A 21,090-nucleotide genomic window follows, 5' to 3' on the forward strand; every position below is an offset into this window, starting at 1 on the left:
GCCCGGTTGCGCGACAGATGACAGCAGGTGCGGGCAGTCCCGATTGGGGGGGGCATCAACGAATGGGCATCATTCTAGACCGAACGGGTCAGGGATCCGTCGACGCGGATGTTCTGACCCGTGATGTAGCCCGCACCATCGCCGACCAGGAATGCCACCGTCTCGGCAATTTCCTCGGGTGTGCCATACCGTCCCATGGGAATGGTCGCCGTGCGTTCGGCCTTCTCCGGAAGGCTGGAGATGAACCCCGGCATGACATTGTTGATGCGGATGCCGGATTTCGCATAGCGGTCGGCGTAAAGCTTGGTGAAGGCGGCCAGACCGGCGCGGGCGACGCCCGATGTCGGAAAGACGGGGTCGGGCTCGAAGGTGGCAAAGGTGGTGATGTTGACGATGGAACCGTGCTGCTGCCGCTCCATGATCGGCGTGACGAGACGGGCCATGCGGATCATCGGCATGAGGTAGACATCGAATCCCTGGTACCAATCGTCATCGCTGAGTGAGAGAAGGTCGCCCTTGGGGCCATGTCCCGCACTGTTGACCAGTGCGTCGATGCGGCCAAAGCGATCCATGGTCGTCTCGACCAGTCGTTGCAGGTCGTCGGCATTCCGGTTGCTGCCGGTGATCCCGATACCGCCCAGTTCCCCGGCGAGCTTTTCGCCCTTGCCGGAGGAGGAGAGGATCGCCACCCGATATCCGCGCCCTGCCAGCAGGCGGGCACAGGCCGCCCCCATACCCGATCCTGCTGCCGTCAGGATTGCCGTTCTGCCCGTCTCCGTCATGATGCGTCCTCCTTGCTGTGACCGTTTGCCGGAGGGAAGACGAGCCGCTGCCGGGGGTCAAGCTCTCGATGATGACGAGGCAACGCGCGAGGGCTTGACGGATGGCAGGCCCTGTGGCCCATGAAGCGCGCTTTACCATCCATCGCTCAACAATTGGCAAGACTCCCATGAACGGCCGTATCTTTTCGGGCATCCAGCCCACCCATGGCATCCAGCTCGGCAACTATCTGGGAGCAATCCGCAATTGGGTAAAGTTGCAGGATGATTATGAGTGCATCTATTGCATCGTCGACCTGCATGCGCTCATCACTGTCCAGGATGCCGACGCCATGGTCGCCAATACGCGCGAAATGGCGGCAGCGCTGCTGGCGTGCGGCATAGACCCGAAGCAGTCGACCCTTTTCGTGCAGAGCCATGTCGACGCCCATGCCAAGCTCGCCTGGGTGCTCAACTGCGTGACCCCCTTGGGATGGCTCAACCGCATGACCCAGTTCAAGGAAAAGGCGGGCAAGAATCGTGAAAAGGCGCCGGCCGGCCTTTATGTCTACCCGGTCCTGCAGGCGGCGGACATTCTGGTATACAAGGCCACGCATGTGCCGGTGGGCGAGGATCAGAAGCAGCACCTGGAGTTGAGCCGGGATATCGCCGGATCCTTCAACAACCGGTTTGCGGAGGATTTCTTCCCGTTGCCCGAGCCCATGATCCTCGGCGAGGCCACCCGGGTCATGTCGCTGCGCGACGGTACGAAGAAGATGAGCAAGTCCGATCCTTCGGACATGAGCCGCATCAACCTCACCGATGACGCCGACACCATCGCCAACAAGGTGAAGAAGGCGAAGTCGGACCCGCAGATCGGGCTGACCTATGATCCGGAGGAGCGGCCGGAGGCCTCGAACCTGCTGACCATCTTCGCCGCCCTGTCCGACCGCACGCGAGCCGACGTCGCAGCGGAGTATGCCCAGGCATCGTTTGCTGCGTTCAAGTCCGACCTCGCCGACCTGATGGTCGAGAAACTGGCGCCGATCACCAGCGAGATGCGCCGGCTCATGAAGGACATCGCCTATATCGACAGCGTCCTTGCCGAAGGAGCCGGGAAGGCCGACGCCATCGCATCGAAGGTGGTCGAGGATGCCTATCGGGCCGTCGGCTTCCGTCCCTGATCCGCGCCCGTTCCCGGAGGCCGGAGATTCTCAGAACTCCCGGGTGACGCCCAGAACGAATCGCGCCCTCTGGTAGTCGTACAGGTCGATGTTGGACAGGCGTTTTTCCAGGTCGATGCCGATCAGGGGGGTGAAGCCGAAGAGATCGAGCTTGCGGTTGCGAAGATTGAGGGAAAGGCGGGGGGTCACGTCTTCACGGCGTTTGCCGAAGGCGGTCCCCTCCTTGTCGAAACGCCGCAGTTGCACGCCCGGCTCGGCGTAGACGCCGAAGCCGGCCGGCAGTTCGACATAGTAGCCGAGCGCGGCGAACAGGCCCCAATTGCTTTCCGTGGCAGCATCCGCGGTCTCGCGGTCGAGGGCCATCACCCCGCGCAGGTAGCTCTGCGGGGTCAGCGCCCAGATCGCCTGGCTGGAAAGCTGGTAACGCGGTCCGTCGAGATACCGGGCTTCATCGTGGTCGGCGTAGAGGTACTGCAGGCCGATCGCAGCCTCGACCCGCGGGTTGATCCGTTGCCTGACATCGACCCGTGTTCCCAGCGAGCGGCTGTAGCCGTGACTTTCGTACCATCGGCGGCCAAGCAGGATCGAGGTCTGCACTTCGCGACCCGGTTGGCGCCATAGCGGCCCCGCCTGCATGTAGAGGCTCGTATCGTCGTAATCCGCGCCTGAATATTCCAGTATGCGGAGGAAAGCCGCCTGACGGATCAGCAGGTTGTCCGTGACCGGGACGTCGAATCGACCCGATGTTTGCAATTCGAGGCCGATATCGCTCTTTTCCCGGGCCTTTTCGTCGAGCTGGAACGGCAGGCCCAGGATATCGACGGAGCGCGTGTTGGGTGCTGCGTTGACGTTGGTGTCGGGAGCGACGGCGATGTTCAGCGACAGTGCCCAAAGGCGGCGCGCCCGGATGCGGTCGAGAAAGGCCAGGACATTGTCCTTGACGGGCTCGGGCAGGTCGCCTGCCAGGGCATAGCGGAATTGCAATTCGGCCTTGGCATCGTCGTCCAGCAGGTAGTAGACGCGACCGAGTTCGAGCCGGACGCGCAGCGCATCGGGCCTGTCCACCAGAATCGCGCGATAGAGTTTCTCCGCTTCCTTCAGGTCGCCGCGGGTCTGTGCAAGGAAGGCGCGGGCGAAGCGGACCGAATCGACATCGGCACCATAGGATTCGGCCTTGTCGAGCAACAGTTCGGCCTCGTCGGGCAACCCTCGGGTCAAAAGCTCCGTGGCGGCATTGACCAACTGGTCGGGATTGGCCTTTGCCGCCTCCTCATTGTCGATGATGACCTCCTGCGCACGGACTGTCGCGGGCGGGAGCGGAGGAAGAAGGACGAGACCCAGCAGGAGAGCGAGCCTTGCACTGACATTGAACGCGGCCATCATGGAGATATGATCTACCGACGGTTGAATTCAACCGTAACGGTAAATGGCTATAGGTAGAATTTCAACCATGATATCGGGCTGCCCGGATGATCCGACCTGGCTTTCCATACCGGGAAATACCCGGCTGTTCAGGGTGCTGCCGGCGGTTCCTTGTCCGTGCGGATGCCGGCCAGATGGCGATAGAGGGCGACCGCCCGGTTGATATGCGATGCCTTGCCGGGCATCAGCCAGTCCGGAAACGTGAACTGCATGCTGGTAAGCGAAAGCAGGCGGATGCCGTTCCGGCCGTCCGGCTCGGCGGCCAGCACCGTCTTCAGGTCTCCCGTCGGAAGGACAGTCATGCCAAGAACCGTACCCGCGTTGACATTCTCGAAATGCATGAGGAGTCCGTCACCGCCGCGATGGTTCACATCGACACGTGTGACCAGTGCGCTCATCGGGTCTTCATCATCCTGGAGAACGTAGAATATGGCTCCGTCGACGAACTCGGCCGGTGTCGGGTCGGGGCGTGGCGTATCCGGGTCAGCGCTCCGGAGCGTCTGGACCTTGCTTGCGAGCGGGCGCCACTCCTTGCGGGTCGTCGACCAGTAGAGGATATCCTCGATGGTGGAGAATGCGGCGATGCGATCGATCAGCCGCTCCATCGTCATTTCCCCGATATGTCCGGCCAGCACGACAAGGTTCGTCGTATCGGCGCCCGCGGCGAAATCCAGGCAGCCGGGCACGACGAACGAAGCGATCGCCGAAGGTTCGTCCAGCACGGTCACCTCGGGCGGCGCACCCGCGGCGGGAAAGCTCGGCACGGCGATCTGGTCGAGGCAACCGGCCCAGGCCGGAACGGCAAGTCCTGTCGTCAGCAACAGGGTCGGGATGAACAGCCGGACTGGTCTCAATTCCGTTACTCCGCTGCGGCGGCCGGTGCCGCTCCTTGGCTCGTCCCGCGCGACGTTCCCGCATCGAGGTGCGAAGGCACAGGATGGGGTTGGGTGACCGGAGGTTTGCGCCAGGGCTCACGCTTGTACCAGCTGACGATATACGCCACGGCGATGACACTCGCCAGTCCGGCGATGTTGACCACCGCCCAGGTCCATTGCGTCCGGCCCCACTGGTCGAGGACCACTCCCATGACCCGGGCAAGCGCCATCGAGAACATGAAGGTCGCCAGCGCCTGCTGGCCCACCTTCTCGACCATGGTCAGCGGCCAGCGCTTGAGCCAGTGTTCACGCCCCTGGACCGCCCAGACGGCGACATAGGTGATCGCCATAAGATGCATCCAGCGCAGCGGATGCTCATCGGTCTTGAACACGCCACCGGGCTCGGCGCCCTTCATCCACAGCGTGTCGTGGATGGATTCGAGGACCGGGTAGTGGATGAAGATCTGCCATCGGCTGACCGGAATCATCGCCAGAATGAAGATGAGGCAGGGAATTCCGATCCGCCATGTGATCGGCGGCGGCCTGATCCAGCCGCGGCTGAGCATGAAGCCGGTAAAGAACAGGACCTGCCAGCCCAGCGGATTGAAGAACCACATCCGTTCCGACCACGGTTCCGCCGGAAAACCCAGACGAAAGAACCAGGTGGCAGCATAGAGGATGAGGCAGAAGGCGATGGCAACTCCCGTATGGATCCGTTGCAGGGCGACGACCAGCGGGACCATCAGCAGGATGACGAAATACATCGGAAGGATGTCGAAATAGTTCGGCACCCACGTGAATGTCAGCAACGCCACGAGCATCGTCTCGGTCTGCTCGAAGAACCACAGGATGTTCAGTTCGATCATGTAGTTCTTGATGTCCTCGCCGACATACCATGTCGACAGTACGGAGATCATCGCGATAACGAGAAAGAGGCCGATATGCGCCCAGTAGATCTGCCAGCAGCGGAACATGATGCGCCGTGTCCCCATCCACCATCCATGTCGGGCGAAGGTGCCGCCGAATGCGATGGCGGCGGCAAAACCCGAGCAGAACACGAACATCTCCGCCGCGTCCGAAGGACCGAACCGGGCAGGGATGTAGTTGGCCCAGATATTGGAAGGAATGTGGGCGACCATGATGATGAGCATGGCAAAGCCCCGCCAGACGTCGAGACGCGGATCGCGCGGTGTGCGGCCGGTCGCCACCGGGGGAATGTTGACTTGTGACATGATCCGATCTGGCATAGTTGATGGCGCCGGTGTCTTGGCAAGCATCGAGCGCCGGCGCAAGTCCTGCACGTCTTCCACCACCCGATAGTGAGACTCCGTGACCATGCAAATCTATCTGTTCCGCCATGGCGAGACCGTGTGGAACCGCCAGCGGCGCATGCAGGGCCGGCTCGATTCACCGCTTACCGGGCGCGGTGTCGACCAGGCGCGGGCGTATGGACGTACGCTTTCGGGCATTCTCGACGATCCCCATGCGTTCGACCTGCTGGCAAGCCCCCTCGGCCGGGCGTGGCAGTCGGCGGTGCTCCTGTGCGAGGGCGTGGGGCGCGATCCGGACAACATCGTTCACGATCCGCTGCTTGTCGAAATGACATGGGGGGACTGGGACGGCATGACGGCCGCCGAGATCGAGGCGCGCGACCCCGAGCTCTGGCAGGCCCGCATCGACGACCGTTTCAATGTCGCTCCGCCCGGCGGTGGCGAAACCCAGGCCGACATCCTTCGCCGGGCTGCCCGCTGGCTCGAATCGGTCAGGCATCGCCAGAGGCTTATCGCCGTCTGTCACGGTGCCCTCGGCCGCGCCATCCGCTGCGCCTATCTGGGCGAACCGCCCGAGCGCATGCTGGAAATGACCGAACCCCAGGACGCCTTCCACCTGCTGAGCGATGGCGCGATACGACAAATCGAATGTTCAGGCACCGCAACTGGCTGAATTCATTGAAGTTGTCGACTCCTGCTCCGATATGGTCCGCATCCTTCGTGCTTGGGTTGCCCTGTGACATTCGTCGGGGTGATTGCAGAACGGGATGCGCGTGTGAAACATTCCTTTCCGTCACCCGCTTTCGCCGGCCCCTACACTTCCAGATCGACCGTTACCGGGACGTGGTCCGATGGCTGCTCCCAGCCGCGGGCCTCGCGGGTGACCTGGGCGTGGCGGAGCCCCGGCGCGAGGGCAGGCGAGAGCCACACATGGTCGAGACGGCGCCCGCGATCGGAGGTTGACCAGTCGCGCGAACGGTAGCTCCACCAGCTGTAGACCTTTTCGCTCGTGGGGATGATCTCTCGTACGGCGTCCACAAAGCCATGACTTTGCTGGAATGCGGTCAGTTTCTCGACTTCGATCGGCGTGTGCGATACCACCTTCAGCAGCTGCCGGTGACTCCACACATCATTCTCGTGCGGGGCGATGTTGAGGTCGCCGAGCACGACGATCCGTCGATTGTCGTCGCGATGGCGCGCAAACCAGCCGGTCAGTTCGTCGAGCATTGCGAGCTTGTGCCTGAACTTCGGGTTCTGTTCTGCATCGGGAATGTCGCCGCCGGCTGGAATGTAGAGATTGTGCAGTTCCGCTCCGCCCGGCAGCCGGCATTCGAGATGCCGCGCCTCGTCGATACCGCACCATGTATGCGTCTGCATGCCGTCCAGAGCCATCTTCGACAGCACCGCCACACCATGGTAGCTCTTCTGTCCGTGGATCAGCATGTGCTGGTAGCCCAGCGCCTCGATCATTTCGCGCGGAAACTTCTCGGTCTCGACCTTGATTTCCTGCAGGCAGAGAATGTCCGGGTCGAGTTCGTCCCTGATGCGCTCCAGCATCGGCTGACGCAGGCGGACGGAGTTGGCGTTCCAGCTTGTGATGCGCAGGCTCAAGGCGTTCTCCCGGTCGAGGCTTGATGATGCGCTCCGTGATTGCCAGCATGGCGCCCGTATCGCAAGCGCACATGAGGAGAGTGCCGTGACCCGACGTTTGCTCATTCTGGCTCATGTTCCCTCGCCGAATACCCGGGGATTGCGAGATGCGGCGGCGCGCGGTGCGATGTCGCCGGATGTCGATGGCGTCGACGTGGATGTGCGCGGACCTTTCGAGACCGGGCCCGATGACGTGTTCGCAGCCGATGCGCTGCTGCTCGGGACGACGGAGAATCTGGGCTACATGGCTGGTGCAGTGAAGGACTTCTTCGATCGGTGTTATTATCCATGCATGGACAAGACCGAAGCGTTGCCTTTCTCCTATTACGTACGGGCCGGCATGGATGGCACCGGTACCCGCCGTGCCATCGAGAGCATCACCACCGGCCTGCGCTGGAAGCTCGTGCACGAACCCGTCACCTGCAAGGGGGCATGGAACGAGAAATTCCTTGCAGACATCGAGGAGCTGGGGCTTTTCATGGCAGCGGGGCTTGAGGCGGGAATTTTCTGAACCGCCTGCCTTGCAATTCTCGGGGAGGGACATGGCATGCTGAGCAAGAGCGACATCGAGTTTTATCGTGAGAATGGCTACCTGCTGGTCGAGGACGTCGTCGATCCCGCCCTGCTGGACGAGATGAACCGGGTCACCGCGGAGCTGATCGAGGCTTCGCGCGAGGTCGCCGAAAGCAACGACATCTACGATCTCGACGAGGGACACAGCCGGGAACGGCCGAAGCTCACCCGCATCAAGTTACCGACGAAGCAGCACCCCGTCTTTGCCCGGGCACTGAAGGAAAGCCGCATTCCGGACGTCCTGCGCGACCTCATGGGTCCCGATGTGGCCCTCCAGACCAGCAAGCTCAATACCAAGGCGCCGGGGGGTGGCGCTGCGGTGGAGTGGCATCAGGACTGGGCCTTTTATCCCTACACCAATGACAACCTTCTCGCCTGCGGGCTGATGCTCGAGGATGTCGGTCTGGAGAACGGCCCGCTCATGGTCATTCCCGGCAGTCACAGGGGACCGATCCTCAGCCATCACAACGGCGACGGCCTGTTCTGCGGCGCCATCGACCCGGACGATCCCGACTTCCACATGGACCGGGCGGTGACGCTGACCGGTCGTGCCGGTTCCATGACCGTCCATCATGTCCGCGCGCTGCATGGCTCCGCACCCAACATGAGCGACCGTGCGCGCAAGATCCTGTTCTACGAATGCCATGCCGCCGACGCCTGGCCTCTCATGGGTTCGGGCAGCTACATCCAGACCCAGGGGCAGGAGAAAATCTGGGCTGATTTCCTCGAACGCATGATCATCGGCAATCCCACCATCACTCCGCGCATCGAATCTGCACCCGTCCGCCTGCCGCTGCCACCCGCACCCGTGGGTGGCTCCATCTTCAAGACCCAGAAATCCGGAGGAGCCCGCAGTGCCTTCGCAGCCTGAAAGCGTCACATCTGACCGTTCCGGTCTCCTCGACCGCCCGGTCGAGGTCGTCAATATCGGCCTCGAACTCTTCGCCGACGAACTCAGGGCCGCCGGTATTCCCGTCACCCATGTCGAATGGACCCCGCCCGCCGGTGGCGATCCCCAACTCGCCGCATTGCTGGCCAGACTGGGCGTCTGAAGCGGAGGGGAGAGCAAGTGAGAAAGGCAAGGGAAATCACGTTTCCCTTGTCCTTCCGTCGGAAGGACGGCGATGTTCTCGCTGATGGAACGCTCTTTCCGTTCGGTCTTCAATGTGGAATGAATGCTCCCGGATGGATGGCAATGGTGGTGCACGGGTGCAGACGGGAGTTGGGCGCAGGCAGGGGCCGCCTGAACGGTTCGAGGAGCTGGAGGCGCTGATCGGTGCGCGTTACGCGCAGATGAGCAGGCGGTTGAGGGATATCGCCGAATTCGTGCTGGGACAGCCGAACACGGTGGCACTGGAAACGGTCGCGGTGGCGGCCGGGCAGGCGGGGGTTCCCCCGTCCGCATTGGTGCGGTTTGCGCAGGCGCTTGGCTTCGATGGCTACAGCGACATGCAGAAGCTGTTCCGCGTACGACTGACGGAGTCGGCGGAATCCTCTGCCGAGCGGTTGCGGGCAGTACATCCGTCGGGTTCCGCGCACGATCTGCTGGGCGAGGTCGGCGAAGAGACGATGCGCGCGCTGCAGGACATGGCGTCGCGGACAGATCCGGCGACTGTGGAGGAGGCGGCACGGCTGCTGCATGAGGCGAGATCGGTGCACGTGATCGGCCAGCGGCGGGCCTTCGCGGTGGCAGCCCATCTGCATTATGCACTGATGAGCCTGGGCAGGCCCGTGGATCTGCTCGACGGGATCGCCGGGATGAACGGGCAGCGCATTGATCTGGTCGCGCCGGGCGGACTGTTGATAGCGGTGAGCTACAAGCCCTATGCGATCGAAACGATCGAGGCGGTGAAACGTGCGCGCTCCCGGTCGCTCGACGTGCTGGCAGTGACGGATTCGCCGTTGAGCCCGCTGGCGCCGCTGGCAAGCTGCCTGTTGCAGGTGCGCGATCCGGAGGTCCGACAGGTGCGCTCGCTGGCGGCGAGCATGAGTCTGGCGATGTTGCTGGTGCTGGCTACCGGCAGGCGAATGGTGAGTGCGGGAAACGGTTGAAAGACACCGCGTTTTCGACCATCTAAAAATCAACTTCAGATAGAAAATTTGGTTGACATCGATCGTTTGCAAAAAGCATTCTGGCGGTCGGTCTGCACTTTCCCGGGAGTGAACGTGATGCGATCCGTTCCGTGCTGGATGTTGATTCTGGTCGTGTTCCTTGCGGCCCCCGCGGGCGTGGTGGTTGCGCAGGCGCCTGTCCTCGATCACAAGGGCGGGCTCAACAAGCTGGGCTGTCACGTCGACAGGAAAACGGGCCAGTGTCACTGCCACCGCGAAGTCGAGAAGCCCGCCTGCTGACCGAGAGCCCTGTCGGTGTGGGCAGGTTCCGATTGACTGGACGCGGTCAGCCCGTCCCCTGACCACTGTCCTGCTTCGACAACGAGCTTGGGGTTGTCCTTGTCCTTGCGGAAGGGCACGATACGCCGCCAAGGTGCGTTCAGCCGGACTGACGCCTGCGGACGGCCTCGCGGTAGAATACGAACAGGCCGCTGCCGACGATGATGATGCAGCCGATTATCATCCAGATATCGGGAATATCACCAAACAGGAAGTAGCCGAACAGCAGCGCCCATATGATCTGGGTGTAGGCGAAGGGCGACAGCACGACGGCACTGGCCATGCCGAGGGCACGGATCAGGATCAGATGACCGGCTATCGACAATGCGCCCATGCCGGTCAGGCCGATCCAGCCGACGAGCGGTATCGGCTGCCAGGTAAAGGCGACCAGAACCGATTGGGCGGCTGCCCCGACAACGGCGATGTGAAACAGCATCGACAGTGGCCGTTCCGTGGGCAGGCCGCTGATCATGCGGGTGAGCACCTGATACAGCGCAAAGCAGGCTGCCGTGATCATCGGCAGCAACAACAGCGGATCGAACCCGGAAAGGCCAGGACGGATGACCACCAGCACGCCGATGAAGCCGATGGCGATGGCACTCCAGCGCAGCCGGCCCACGCGTTCGCCGAGCAGCGGGATCGACAGGATGGTGACAAAGAACGGAGACGTGAAGTTGATGGCATAGGCATCCGCGAGCGGCACCGTGGCGAGGGCCATGAACAGGCAGAGCGTTCCCACCGCCAGCAGGAGACCGCGGGCAATCTGCGTTCCGGGCCGCGCGGTCGCAACCAGACCGCGCCAGCCGAGCCACGGGAACGCTAGCAGCAACAGCGCGAACTGGAAGAAATAGCGGCCCCAGACGACCTGTGTCACGGGGATATGCTGCGCCAGGACCTTGCCGAGCGTATCCATGCCGCAAAGGATGAACATGGCCAGGACCATCATGCCGATGGCGGCAAGGGTGCGGGTACCGTTTTCCTGCGGGTCGGTAATGATGGCGGTGGCAAGCGGCATGATCAGTCACGTACGCGATTAGAGAGACCGGCGGCCTTCTGCACCATGTCGAGCGGGCCGTCCCAGTCGAAATTGCGATAGACTGCGGCCAGATGGGCAAAGGGCGGGCTTTGGGCGAAAAGCTGGAAGGTCAGCCGATGTCCCGCATAGTCCGAATTGAGCAGGTCGCGGGCAAAGGCCAGCAATTTGCGACGATCGTCGGCGATCCAGCTGTCGTTGATCGTGTAGAACTTGTCCATCCAGGGTTTCGTTCCCGGGGCACGGAAGGCAGCGGCGTCGGGTGTGACGCAGATCTGGCCGCCGCAGAGCTCGCGGGCGATGTGCATAATCTCGTGCAGCTGCGAACAGGCCAGCACGCGGCCCGTGTAGAGCAGCGACTGGTTGGGCATGAGCAGCCCGGCGGGGCTCCTTTCCGCCATGGCGACGGCGGCGGTCAGGTGAGCGTTGATGCCCTCGCGATAGACGGCCAGTCGTGCAAGCTTCTCCTGAACCGCCTGTTGCTTGTCGAGGCCGGTCTGGCGGGCGTTGAAGAGGGCTGCGCCAATCATGAAGTCGGCGACCCGCAGGTTGCGCTGGACGAAGGCGAAGGCGGAATAGCGGTGCAGCGTCGCACGGATGAAGGTGGCTGCGCGCGTATGCCGGTAGAACAGCACATTCTCCCACGGGATCAGCACATCGTCGAAGATGACCAGTGTATCCACCTCGTCGAAGCGGTTGGACAGGGGATAGTCTTCAATGGGCGCGCGACCGGCAAAGCCCGTGCGGCAGATGAATTTCAGATTCGGCGAGCCGAGGTCGCAGATGAAGCCCACGGCATAGTCCGAAAGTGCGGCATTTCCCCAATTGGCGATGGTCGGTTTGGTGAATGCCTGATTGGCGTAGGCGGCCGCCGTTTCGTATTTCGCCCCGCGCACGACGATACCGGCATCGGTCTCCCTGGCCACATGCAGCAGCATGTCGGGGTCCTGCTCCTGCGGTGGCTTGGAGCGGTCGCCCTTGGGGTCGGTATTGGCCGAGACGTGAAACGGGTCCTGGTGCAGAACATCGAGGATGTGCCGTTCGATGTTCTTCGCAAACTGAGGATCAACCTCGTTGAGCACATCCTGTCCGTCGTGGAGCGACCACATCTCACCCACGGTCTCGTCGCCGACGCGGGTGACGACACCGCCCACATCGTCGAGGACGCAATCGGTCGCGCGGCGTTTGCGGTGCCAGTCATCCTGCGTGCGGGGCAGCGCATTGCCCACGGCGTTGACCTCGCCATCCTGTTCGACCGTCATGATCGCACGGGTCGCGGGATCATGCTGCATGTCGTAGATGCGCGCCCGGATGTCGACCAGTGGTCTGAACATCGGGTGCCGGGTGACGTCATCGACGCGTTCGCCGTTCATGTAGACTTCACGGCCGTCGCGGATCGAATCCCGGTATTGCGCGCCGTTGCGGATCATCCCCCGTTCTCCCCTTGAGGTCACGTCCGCATCAAAGACCCGGCCGCCGGCGAAGAAAAGAGATGTTTTGACGAAAGGCCGCGCTTCGATAGTCTCAATGAGACAATCCCCTGGAGAGGATGCGATGTCAGGTAAGCTGCTGATCCTGCTGGGTACCGCAAAAGGTGTCTTTGTCCTGCGTGGTGATCGTGCCCGTCGACACTTCGAGATCGAGGGGCCCTTTTGCGAGACGCTGCCGGTCAACCACGTCATCGGCGATCCCGTCAGCGGAGCCCTGTATGCCGGCGGTGGCAATGGTTGGCGCGGACCGTCCATCTGGCGTTCGGACGATGGCGGCCGCAACTGGATGATCATCGAGCAGTCGTTCGGGCCGGGGCTGGCGGAAGGTGGACCCAGGGCCATCTGGTCGCTGGCGATACAGGACGGACGGCTGCTGGCCGGCGGCGACCAGGCGATCCTCTTTGCCAGTGATGATGGCGGGAGAGGTTTCGCGCCGCTGGGAGGCTTGCGGGATCACCCCTCCCGCGAACATTGGCATGGGGGAGGGGCTGGCCTCATCCTGCATTCGATCGTGCCGCATCCCGGGGATCCACGGCAGTTCTGGGTGGCAATCTCGGCCGCCGGTGTTTTTCACACGATGGATGGCGGCCAGTCTTTCACACCCCGCAATCGTGGAACGCGTGCCGATTTCATGCCCGAAGACCAGCGTTATCCGGAATACGGTCAATGCGTGCACGGACTGGCGATGGCCGCGGGAAATCCTGGGCGGCTGTACCAACAAAACCACTGTGGAATGTATCGCAGCGACGATGGTGGCCAGAACTGGACCAGTATCGAAAAGGGACTGCCATCGAGTTTCGGCTTTCCTGTCGTGGCACATCCGCGCGATTCGGACACGCTCTTCCTCGTTCCGCTCAATGGCGACATGGCGGGCAGGTTCGTCCCCGATGCGGCGGCGGCCGTATGGTGCAGCCGGGATGCCGGCGAGAACTGGCAGGCGATGCGGCAGGGTCTTCCGCAAGCGCACTGTTATTTCTGCGTGTTGCGCCAGGCGATGGCCGTTGATCCGCTGGAGCCGGCAGGCCTTTATTTCGGTTCCAGCAGCGGCTCGCTCTATGCGAGCTTCGATGAAGGTGAAAGCTTTACGGCTCTGGCGACGCACCTGCCGGTCATTCAATCGGTCGAGACGTTTCTCGTCGATTGATGTCCGCCCATTATCAATCGACGATAGGCGGTGTCGTTCCCAGGTCATGGAACAATCCGGTCATGATACCGAGGGCCTCGCGTGTGGCGGAGGCCAGGATGTGCTCATCCGGACCATGCTGCTTGCAACCGCCATAGGAATGCGGGATCCAGATCACCGGCAGGTCCAGATTGCGGGCGAACACCTCGCTGGGAAGACTGCCGGATGAATTGGGCATCAGATTGGCCGGTCTGCCCAATGTGCGTTCCAGTGACTGCAGGCAGAAGTCGACCCATGGATCGTCGGGATCGGTCCGCCATGCCTTGAAGAAGTTGCGAGTGGCCGGGATGATCTCGACTTGTGGAAATCCGTGTCTGTCGAGATGTTCGCGCAATGCAGGCAGGAAACGGTCCGCATCGACATCGGCGGTATAGCGGATCTGGCAGTGCGCGCGGGCATCGGGCTGCACGCCGTTGACAGGCGCTTCCGGCCGGCCGGTGAGGAAGGCCAGCACGATGAAGCTGGTCCAGCCATAGACCTTTTCCGCCCGGTTCAGTCCGGGTTCGCCCCAGTCTTCGGGAATCGCCAGCGTCGGGTCGCCTGGATCGATGACGGCCTTCCTCAGCGATTCCGTGACACGGGCGGGCACCGATTTCGGCAGCCATTCCTCGACGAGAATCTTGCCGCGCGGCGTGGTGATGGTGGAGAGGGCATGGGCCAGCGTGATTCCCGGGTCTTCGAGCAGGCCGCCGTAATGCCCGGAGTGCAGGCTGCCCTTGCGCAGGTTGACCTGAAGATCGAAGGCGATGCCGCCGCGATTGCCCAGCTTGACATCGGCCGTGTCGGGTTTGATCCGCGGGCCGTCGCTGGCGATGAGCACGTCGGCCGCGAGCAGGTCGCGATGCTGGGCGCAGAACTCGTCCAGCCCGGGCGAACCGATCTCCTCGCTGGTCTCGATCAGGATCTTGACATTGAAGCCGAGCCGTTTGCGTTGTTCGATGAGCGTGGCGAGCGCCGCCATGATGATGGAATGCTGCCCCTTGTTGTCGGCCGTGCCGCGCCCGTACCAGCGGTTGCCCTCGATGGTAATCGTCCACGGATCAAGACCTTCGCGCCATTGCTTCCTGATCCCGCGTACCACGTCGCCGTGACCGTAGGTGAGCAGTGTCGGCAGTCCTTCGCCTTCGTGGCGCGTTCCGACCAGCAACGGGCCGCCGCGCTCGTCGGGGTTGTCGAAGATCCGGCTTTCGAATCCCATCGCCGTGAGTGACGGGGCGATCTCCTCGGCCAGATAACGGTACAGGTCGTCGCGGCGGGACGGATCCTGGCTTTCGGATGGAATGGCGACACGGCGGCGCAGGTCCGCAAGGAAACCGCCATTGTCAAAATGAGCCCGAACCCGCTCGATCGCCGCTTGGCGGCCTTCGTCAATCATTTCTCTTTCCTCCCCGTCGAAAATCGCGTGAACGATCCAATCCGCCGCCAGAGCTGTCAAGGAGAACCGGGAAGTAGCGCCTGGATGATGACGAGGGCTTCGGCCATCGGCGGTTCGTCGGTGAGTGTGAGTTCGATCCGTGCCTCCAGACCGGGCGGCGTGATTGCGTTCAGGCGGTCGAGGGCACCACCGGCAAGAGCGAGTGTCGGCTTGCCCGAAGGCAGGTTGATCACGCCGATATCGCGCCAGAACACGCTCTGACGGAAGCCCGTGCCGAGGGCCTTGGTGCAAGCCTCCTTCGCGGCATAGCGCTTGGCATAGGTATCCGCGCGGTTGTAGCGGCGGTCGGCTTTCGCCCGTTCGAGTTCGGTGAAACAGCGATGGGTGAAGCGGTCGCCGAAGCGTTCCAGCGTGCGCGCAATGCGGCGGATGTCGATGAGATCGCTGCCGATGCCGATGATCATGGACCGGAGACCTTCCCGCCTATCGGCCCGCGCGCGCTTCGTCCATCAGTCGCCGCATTTCCCGAATTGCTGGGATAAATCCGACGAAGATGGCCTCGCCAATGAGAAAATGACCGATGTTGAGTTCCATCATGTTGGGAATGGCTGCCACGGGCTTGACCGTCCTGTAGTCGAGACCGTGCCCCGCATGGCATTCGATGCCGAGTTGTTCGCAGGCGCGTGCCGCGTCGACGATGCGCCGCAGTTCCGATTCCCGTCCCGTTCCCCGGGCCTCGCAATAGGTGCCCGTGTGCAGTTCCACGACCGGCGCACCAATGCGCGCGGCGGCTTCCACCGATGCCGGCGACGGGTCGATGAAGAGCGACACCCGGCATCCGGCGTCGAGGAGTCGGGCCGTCTTGTCCTTGAGTTCGTCCTCCAGGCGGACAACATCCAGTCCGTGTTCCGTCGTACGCTCCTCGCGGCGCTCGGGAACGAGACAGGTCGCGTGCGGGCGCAACCTTGTCGCGATGGCGATCATCTCCTCGGTGGCAGCCATCTCGAAATTGAGCGGAAGTTCGCACTCCGCGCGGATCCGTTCGACGTCACGATCGGTGATGTGCCGGCGATCCTCGCGCAGATGGGCGGTGATGCCGTCACCTCCGGCCTCCGCGACCATCCTGGCAGCCCGGACCGGGCATGGATTATCGCCACCACGAGCATTCCGCACAGTGGCAACATGATCAACATTGATGCCCAATCTGAGCGCGTCCATGGCCGGTTCTCCGAATGGCTGGTCTTTCGTGCAATGTGGACATTGCCGGACGATTGACCAGTACCAATCCGCATCGACCCGCTCACGCCACCGGCCTTGCCCGCCGGTCGCAGTTCATGCCCGGGCAACCTTGTGGCGCAGGCTGACGGCTTCCGCGATGTGAACCCGCTTGATGGTATCGCAGCCGTCAAGGTCTGCCACCGTGCGGGCAACCTTGATGACCCGGTGATAGCCACGGGCCGACAGGCGGAGTTTCTCGATGGACCGGTCGAGGATGACGTGGGCGTCATGGTCGATCGGGCACAGCGCGTAGAGGATTTCGCCTTCCATCATTGCGTTGCAGCGCAGATCGGCCCGATTGCTGGCGGCAAATCGCTCGCGCTGGACCTTTCGGGCCGCCGCGACGCGTGCGGCCACGTTCTTGCTGTCCTCGCCGGGGACGGGCAGCGACAGGTCCCTCGGACTCACGGCCGGGACATCGACATGCAGGTCGATACGGTCAAACAATGGGCCGGAGATGCGTTTTTGGTAATCGCGACCGCATTGCGGGGCCTTCGAGCAGGCAAGTCCGGGGTCACCCATGTGACCGCAGCGGCACGGATTCATCGCCGCAACCAGCAGGACACGGGCAGGGTAGGTGACATGGCAACGGGCGCGCGACACGGTGACCACTCCCGTCTCCAGCGGTTGTCGCAGGGCTTCGAGTACCTGGCGACCGAATTCGGGCAGCTCGTCGAGGAACAGCACACCGTTGTGGGCCAGGGAAATCTCGCCGGGTCGGGCGTGACTGCCGCCACCGACCATGGCGGCCATCGAAGCAGCATGATGCGGGCTGCGATAGGGCGGCAGCCGGGACAGCCTGCGTTCGGCAAGCCGGCCGCCGACGCTGGCGATCAGGGCCACTTCGAGCATTTCGGTGCTGGTGAGACGTGGCAGCAGGCCGTTGATGCGGGCGGCCAGCATCGACTTGCCCGAACCCGGCGGCCCGCTCATGAGCAGGTTGTGACCGCCTGCGGCCGCAATTTCGAGTGCCCGCTTGGCCGATTCCTGTCCCTTGATGTCGCGCAGGTCGCGAAAGTCGGACTCGTCGCGGATTTCGTCGGCGACGGGTTGCGGCAGGACGATTTCGCCGCGCAGGTGCTGGATGAGGGTGAGCAGGTCGGCTGCGGCGATGATATTCAGATCGGTGCCGATCAGAGCCGCTTCGCTGGCGGAGCCCTGCGGGCAGATCAAGGACATGTTGCGACCCGAGGCGTCGATGGCGGCGGCCAGGATGCCGGGAACCGGGCGAATGGAGGCGTCGAGGCCGAGCTCGCCCATGACAATCGCGCCTTCACAGAGATCGGAAGGTACGATGCGCATCAGCGCCAGCAGGCCGAGCGCGATGGGCAGGTCGTAGTGACTGCCTTCCTTGAGCAGGTCGCCCGGTGCCAGGTTGACGGTAATGCGCTTCGACGGAAGGGCGAGCTGCAGGCTGGACAGTGCAGCGCGGACCCGTTCGCGGCTCTCGGCCACCGCCTTGTCCGGCAGGCCGACGATGGTGAAGGATGGCATGCCGGAACTGAGCTGCAATTCGACATCGACTGCGGCCGGCTCAAGCCCGATCAGCGCGATACTGCTTACCCTGGCGCTTATGGCAGTCGGCAACTCTTGCGACATGTGACGATCCAGCCCGAACAGGTGAAACCGTCATTCTATAATCAATTGTCCTGGACGAATTCAATCATAATAAAATGCAATGAATGATAAGATTGTCATTAGATATATCATTTCAATATAATCAAATGTTTTGTTGTGTCAGTCTTCTCAAGACTGAATACGTTCAACCCCGACGACGATTGCACTTGCCCGCAGGGCCGCCTGGGTACGCAGCAATTGTTCGAGGTCACTCACCTCGACATCGAGGATCATCTCGTAGAGATCCCGTGCCCGGCGGCCTACGCGAACATCCGTGATGTTGGCATCCTGCTTGCCAATGATGGTCGAGATCGTGCCGAGGGCTCCAGGCTTGTTGAGGACCATGACCGACAACCGCGACGGTGTCAGGGCATCCTGGTCGATTTCACCCCAGCCGACATCGATGAAGCGGCTTGTAGCCGGATCCATCCGGGCGACATTGCGGCATTCGGCAAGGTGGACACTCACTGGCCGGCCGGTGCGCACGACACCGACGATGGCATCGCCCGGCACCGGGCGACAGCATCCGGCCAGTTGGAAAGCGATGCCCGCGGGCAAGCCTTCCAATGATGAGTGGGCGTCCCGATCCTGGCCTCGCCCGTCGCCACGCGGGCGCTTGAGCGGCAGCGGCGAGCCCGGCTGCATCCGCGCGATCTCTTCATCGACGACCGGCGCGGATGTGCCCTGCTGCTTGAACTGCTCGATCACGAGCCGTGGCGAGAGATTGCCTTCGCCAATGGCCACCAGCATGTCGTCGGCCGATTTCTGCTGGAGGAACGAGGCGGCTTTCTCAAGCTGCCTTTCGGTGAGCTTGAGAACCCCGTCGCGCTGTGCCCGCTGGAGGGCCTCGCGACCGCGTTGCACCAGATCCTCGCGGCGTTTGGTCTTGAGGTAGCGGCGGATCCGGGCGCGGGCCTTGCCCGTGGCGACAAAGCGCTCCCATGCTGCCGACGGCCAGGCATTGCGACTGGTGATGATCTCGACCTGATCGCCATTCTCCAGTTCGGTACGAAGTTGCACCATCCGTCCGTCGACACGAGCGCCGACGCAATGATCGCCGACCTCGCTGTGGACGGCATAGGCAAAATCGACCGGCGTCGAACCGCGGGGCAGGGCGATCAGGTCGCCCCGCGGAGTGAAGCAGAACACCTGGTCCTGAAAAATCTCCAACTTGGTATGTTCGAGGAAATCCTCGGGGCTGGCGGCATGTTCGAGAATGTCGAGCAGTTCGCGGATCCAGCGATAGCGCTTGCCATCGGTGACGGCGTTGTCCTGCTGCTTGTAGGCCCAGTGGGCGGCAACTCCCAGTTCGGCGACCTCGTGCATCTGCCGGGTGCGGATCTGAACCTCGATCTTGCGCCGTTCCGGGCCGATGATGGTGGTGTGCAGCGATCGGTAGCCGTTGGGTTTCGGAGTGCTGATGAAGTCCTTGAAACGGCCCGGAAGCATGGAATATTCGGCGTGAATGCACCCCAATGCGGCATAGCATTCCCCGACGCTGTCGACGAGCACGCGAAAGGCCATGATATCGGCCAACTGTTCGAAGCTGATGTTCTTGCGCTGCATCTTGCGCCAGATCGAGACCGGCGACTTCTCGCGGCCGCTGATATCGGCCTCGATGCCGTCCCGGCTCAGCGTTTCCTGCACGCCCGCCACGATCCGGGCTATGAGCCCGGTATCGTCCCGGCGCAGTTGTTGCAAGCGGTGCTGGATGCTGTCGTAGGCATCCGGCCACTGCTCCTTGAAGGCGAGATCCTCAAGCTCGGCCTTGAGTTTCTCCATGCCGATACGTGCGGCAAGCGGCGCATAGATCTCGGCTGTTTCGGTTGCGATGCGTCGGCGCTTCTCGGGCTTGCCGATGAAATGCAGGGTGCGCATGTTGTGCAGGCGGTCCGCGAGCTTGACCAGCAACACCCGGATGTCCTCGGACATCGCCAGCAGGAGCTTGCGGAAATTTTCAGCCTGTGCGGCCTGTGCCGACTGCAGGTGGATCTTGTTGAGCTTGGTTACGCCATCGACGAGGCGGGCAACGGTGTCGCCGAACAGGCTGCGGATTTCGTCCAGCGTGACGCCCGTGTCCTCGACCGTATCGTGCAACAGGCCCGTCGCGATCGAAGCGCTGTCGAGCTTGTAGCCGGCAAGGATACCGGCCACTTCGACGGGATGGTGAAAGTACGGGTCCCCCGAAGCCCGCAACTGCGTCCCGTGCGCCTTCATGGCGAAGACATAGGCCCGATTGAGGAGGTTTTCGTCGGCGTTGGGATCGTAGGACTTGACGAGTTCGACAAGGTCATATTGACGCATGACCCGCTTGCGCGGTGCCTGAACAGCTTCACTCCCGCCATTCAAGGCCCGGGAACCGCTGCCATCCGTGACAAGCGGCCTCGCCGGTGCGGGCTGTCGAACGCTTTCCCCGCCGCCGACAACCTCCGGCGGGGCGCGCAATCTGTCTAGGCGGTCAGGCGGCGAGCGTTCCGTTTCAGTCCTCCTCCTCCACGTCCATGTCGCCGTAGCTCAGTCCCTCGGGCATCTCGTCGCCTTCGGCGCCAACCATCGGACGGCTGGGCATCAGCGCCTCGAGTTCCTGCGCCAGATCCTCCGGCTCTTCTTCGTCGCCTTCCACATGACGGCGCAGGCCATGGATCAATTCGTAACGAAGATGGTCGAGGTCGACGGTCTCGTCGGCGATCTCGCGCAGCGCCACGACCGGATTCTTGTCGTTATCGCGATCGATCGTGAGAGCGGCTCCGGCAGACACGTCGCGTGCACGCTGCGACGCAAGCATGACCAGCTCGAAACGGCTGGGAACGCGCTCGACGCAATCCTCGACAGTGATGCGCGCCATGGCGGAATGACTCCATTGTAAATCGGTTACAGCAAGCTGAGCATGCTCTTAGCCCAATGTCGGTGCCGACGCAAACCCACTGTGTAGCATGAAACGGCGCGTTCGGATAAGATGGATCTTTCACAAGAGGTGGATTATACACGGC

21 protein-coding genes are annotated in these 21,090 nt (G+C 62.7%); 8 read left to right on the plus strand and 13 right to left on the minus strand.

Translation table 11 applies throughout. The annotated features are described in order from the left end of the window. Positions 1–74: 74 nt before the first annotated feature. On the minus strand, positions 75–782 hold the full coding sequence (locus tag H6851_08215) for an SDR family oxidoreductase (protein MCB9943586.1): 708 nt from the start codon (positions 780–782) through the stop codon (positions 75–77). Between the two features lie 167 nt (positions 783–949). On the opposite strand from H6851_08215, the gene trpS reads away from it, so the two are divergent. Next, positions 950–1,942, plus strand: a complete 993-nt coding sequence (gene trpS, locus H6851_08220) for a tryptophan--tRNA ligase (protein MCB9943587.1) — start codon at positions 950–952, stop codon at positions 1,940–1,942. Between the two features lie 30 nt (positions 1,943–1,972). Here trpS and H6851_08225 read toward each other — a convergent pair whose 3' ends face one another. The 3 genes from H6851_08225 to H6851_08235 form a co-directional block, all read right to left on the minus strand. Continuing rightward, on the minus strand, positions 1,973–3,325 hold the full coding sequence (locus H6851_08225) for a DUF560 domain-containing protein (protein MCB9943588.1): 1,353 nt from the start codon (positions 3,323–3,325) through the stop codon (positions 1,973–1,975). A 128-nt stretch (positions 3,326–3,453) separates the two neighbouring features. Beyond that, a complete protein-coding gene (locus H6851_08230) occupies positions 3,454–4,218 on the minus strand; it encodes a hypothetical protein (GenBank protein MCB9943589.1) in 765 nt (254 codons plus the stop codon). Positions 4,219–4,223: 5 nt separating this feature from the next. Beyond that, on the minus strand, positions 4,224–5,471 hold the full coding sequence (locus tag H6851_08235; GenBank protein MCB9943590.1) for an OpgC domain-containing protein: 1,248 nt from the start codon (positions 5,469–5,471) through the stop codon (positions 4,224–4,226). A 103-nt stretch (positions 5,472–5,574) separates the two neighbouring features. Between H6851_08235 and H6851_08240 the strand changes: the two genes are divergently transcribed. Then, a complete protein-coding gene (locus H6851_08240; GenBank protein ID MCB9943591.1) occupies positions 5,575–6,183 on the plus strand; it encodes a histidine phosphatase family protein in 609 nt (202 codons plus the stop codon). Positions 6,184–6,323: 140 nt separating this feature from the next. On the opposite strand, the gene xth is transcribed toward H6851_08240, so the two are convergent. After that, positions 6,324–7,115, minus strand: a complete 792-nt coding sequence (gene xth, locus H6851_08245) for an exodeoxyribonuclease III (GenBank protein ID MCB9943592.1) — start codon at positions 7,113–7,115, stop codon at positions 6,324–6,326. A gap of 91 nt (positions 7,116–7,206) precedes the next feature. Between xth and H6851_08250 the strand changes: the two genes are divergently transcribed. The 5 genes from H6851_08250 to H6851_08270 all read left to right on the plus strand — a co-directional run bounded on the left by H6851_08250 (position 7,207) and on the right by H6851_08270 (position 10,085). Further along, entirely contained in the window at positions 7,207–7,671 is a 465-nt protein-coding gene (locus H6851_08250; protein MCB9943593.1) for a flavodoxin family protein, read from the plus strand. 36 nt (positions 7,672–7,707) lie between these two features. After that, positions 7,708–8,604, plus strand: coding sequence for a phytanoyl-CoA dioxygenase family protein (locus H6851_08255; protein ID MCB9943594.1), 897 nt, complete (start codon positions 7,708–7,710; stop codon positions 8,602–8,604). Next, complete coding sequence (locus H6851_08260) at positions 8,588–8,785, plus strand: hypothetical protein (GenBank protein MCB9943595.1); 198 nt, start codon at positions 8,588–8,590, stop codon at positions 8,783–8,785. Before H6851_08255 ends, H6851_08260 begins: the two co-directional genes overlap by 17 nt. A gap of 133 nt (positions 8,786–8,918) precedes the next feature. Further along, positions 8,919–9,785 carry a MurR/RpiR family transcriptional regulator gene (locus H6851_08265; GenBank protein ID MCB9943596.1) on the plus strand — a complete coding sequence of 289 codons (867 nt, stop codon included), beginning with the start codon at positions 8,919–8,921 and terminating at the stop codon, positions 9,783–9,785. A gap of 114 nt (positions 9,786–9,899) precedes the next feature. Beyond that, entirely contained in the window at positions 9,900–10,085 is a 186-nt protein-coding gene (locus tag H6851_08270) for a hypothetical protein (GenBank protein MCB9943597.1), read from the plus strand. A gap of 139 nt (positions 10,086–10,224) precedes the next feature. Here H6851_08270 and H6851_08275 read toward each other — a convergent pair whose 3' ends face one another. Beyond that, positions 10,225–11,139 carry a DMT family transporter gene (locus H6851_08275; GenBank protein ID MCB9943598.1) on the minus strand — a complete coding sequence of 305 codons (915 nt, stop codon included), beginning with the start codon at positions 11,137–11,139 and terminating at the stop codon, positions 10,225–10,227. Between the two features lie 2 nt (positions 11,140–11,141). Then, positions 11,142–12,587: a 4-hydroxyphenylacetate 3-hydroxylase family protein gene (locus tag H6851_08280; GenBank protein ID MCB9943599.1), complete on the minus strand. Its 1,446-nt coding sequence runs from the start codon at positions 12,585–12,587 to the stop codon at positions 11,142–11,144. A 124-nt stretch (positions 12,588–12,711) separates the two neighbouring features. On the opposite strand from H6851_08280, the gene H6851_08285 reads away from it, so the two are divergent. Further along, complete coding sequence (locus H6851_08285; protein ID MCB9943600.1) at positions 12,712–13,791, plus strand: exo-alpha-sialidase; 1,080 nt, start codon at positions 12,712–12,714, stop codon at positions 13,789–13,791. 13 nt (positions 13,792–13,804) lie between these two features. On the opposite strand, the gene H6851_08290 is transcribed toward H6851_08285, so the two are convergent. From H6851_08290 to H6851_08315, 6 genes are all read right to left on the minus strand, one after another. Continuing rightward, positions 13,805–15,205, minus strand: coding sequence for a M20 family metallopeptidase (locus tag H6851_08290; GenBank protein ID MCB9943601.1), 1,401 nt, complete (start codon positions 15,203–15,205; stop codon positions 13,805–13,807). Between the two features lie 56 nt (positions 15,206–15,261). After that, on the minus strand, positions 15,262–15,669 hold the full coding sequence (locus tag H6851_08295; GenBank protein MCB9943602.1) for a holo-ACP synthase: 408 nt from the start codon (positions 15,667–15,669) through the stop codon (positions 15,262–15,264). A gap of 19 nt (positions 15,670–15,688) precedes the next feature. Then, on the minus strand, positions 15,689–16,423 hold the full coding sequence (locus H6851_08300) for a pyridoxine 5'-phosphate synthase (protein ID MCB9943603.1): 735 nt from the start codon (positions 16,421–16,423) through the stop codon (positions 15,689–15,691). A 114-nt stretch (positions 16,424–16,537) separates the two neighbouring features. After that, positions 16,538–18,058, minus strand: a complete 1,521-nt coding sequence (locus H6851_08305) for a YifB family Mg chelatase-like AAA ATPase (GenBank protein ID MCB9943604.1) — start codon at positions 18,056–18,058, stop codon at positions 16,538–16,540. Positions 18,059–18,229: 171 nt separating this feature from the next. Then, on the minus strand, positions 18,230–20,404 hold the full coding sequence (locus H6851_08310; GenBank protein ID MCB9943605.1) for a bifunctional (p)ppGpp synthetase/guanosine-3',5'-bis(diphosphate) 3'-pyrophosphohydrolase: 2,175 nt from the start codon (positions 20,402–20,404) through the stop codon (positions 18,230–18,232). A gap of 175 nt (positions 20,405–20,579) precedes the next feature. Beyond that, positions 20,580–20,945 carry a DNA-directed RNA polymerase subunit omega gene (locus H6851_08315; protein MCB9943606.1) on the minus strand — a complete coding sequence of 122 codons (366 nt, stop codon included), beginning with the start codon at positions 20,943–20,945 and terminating at the stop codon, positions 20,580–20,582. Between the last annotated feature and the right edge of the window lie 145 nt (positions 20,946–21,090).

The organism is Geminicoccaceae bacterium, assembly GCA_020638465.1.
Classification (GTDB): domain Bacteria; phylum Pseudomonadota; class Alphaproteobacteria; order Geminicoccales; family Geminicoccaceae; genus JAGREO01.

Bases quoted from the DNA above. Each gene is read 5' to 3' on its own strand.
- H6851_08215 (MCB9943586.1), bottom strand. From the start codon at position 782: ATGACGGAGACGGGCAGAACGGCAATCCTGACGGCAGCAGGATCGGGT.
- trpS (MCB9943587.1), top strand. From the start codon at position 950: ATGAACGGCCGTATCTTTTCGGGCATCCAGCCCACCCATGGCATCCAG.
- H6851_08225 (MCB9943588.1), bottom strand. From the start codon at position 3,325: ATGATGGCCGCGTTCAATGTCAGTGCAAGGCTCGCTCTCCTGCTGGGT.
- H6851_08235 (MCB9943590.1), bottom strand. From the start codon at position 5,471: ATGTCACAAGTCAACATTCCCCCGGTGGCGACCGGCCGCACACCGCGC.
- H6851_08240 (MCB9943591.1), top strand. From the start codon at position 5,575: ATGCAAATCTATCTGTTCCGCCATGGCGAGACCGTGTGGAACCGCCAG.
- H6851_08255 (MCB9943594.1), top strand. From the start codon at position 7,708: ATGCTGAGCAAGAGCGACATCGAGTTTTATCGTGAGAATGGCTACCTG.
- H6851_08265 (MCB9943596.1), top strand. From the start codon at position 8,919: ATGGATGGCAATGGTGGTGCACGGGTGCAGACGGGAGTTGGGCGCAGG.
- H6851_08275 (MCB9943598.1), bottom strand. From the start codon at position 11,139: ATGCCGCTTGCCACCGCCATCATTACCGACCCGCAGGAAAACGGTACC.
- H6851_08280 (MCB9943599.1), bottom strand. From the start codon at position 12,587: ATGATCCGCAACGGCGCGCAATACCGGGATTCGATCCGCGACGGCCGT.
- H6851_08285 (MCB9943600.1), top strand. From the start codon at position 12,712: ATGTCAGGTAAGCTGCTGATCCTGCTGGGTACCGCAAAAGGTGTCTTT.
- H6851_08290 (MCB9943601.1), bottom strand. From the start codon at position 15,205: ATGATTGACGAAGGCCGCCAAGCGGCGATCGAGCGGGTTCGGGCTCAT.
- H6851_08295 (MCB9943602.1), bottom strand. From the start codon at position 15,669: ATGATCATCGGCATCGGCAGCGATCTCATCGACATCCGCCGCATTGCG.
- H6851_08300 (MCB9943603.1), bottom strand. From the start codon at position 16,423: ATGGACGCGCTCAGATTGGGCATCAATGTTGATCATGTTGCCACTGTG.
- H6851_08310 (MCB9943605.1), bottom strand. From the start codon at position 20,404: ATGCGTCAATATGACCTTGTCGAACTCGTCAAGTCCTACGATCCCAAC.
- H6851_08315 (MCB9943606.1), bottom strand. From the start codon at position 20,945: ATGGCGCGCATCACTGTCGAGGATTGCGTCGAGCGCGTTCCCAGCCGT.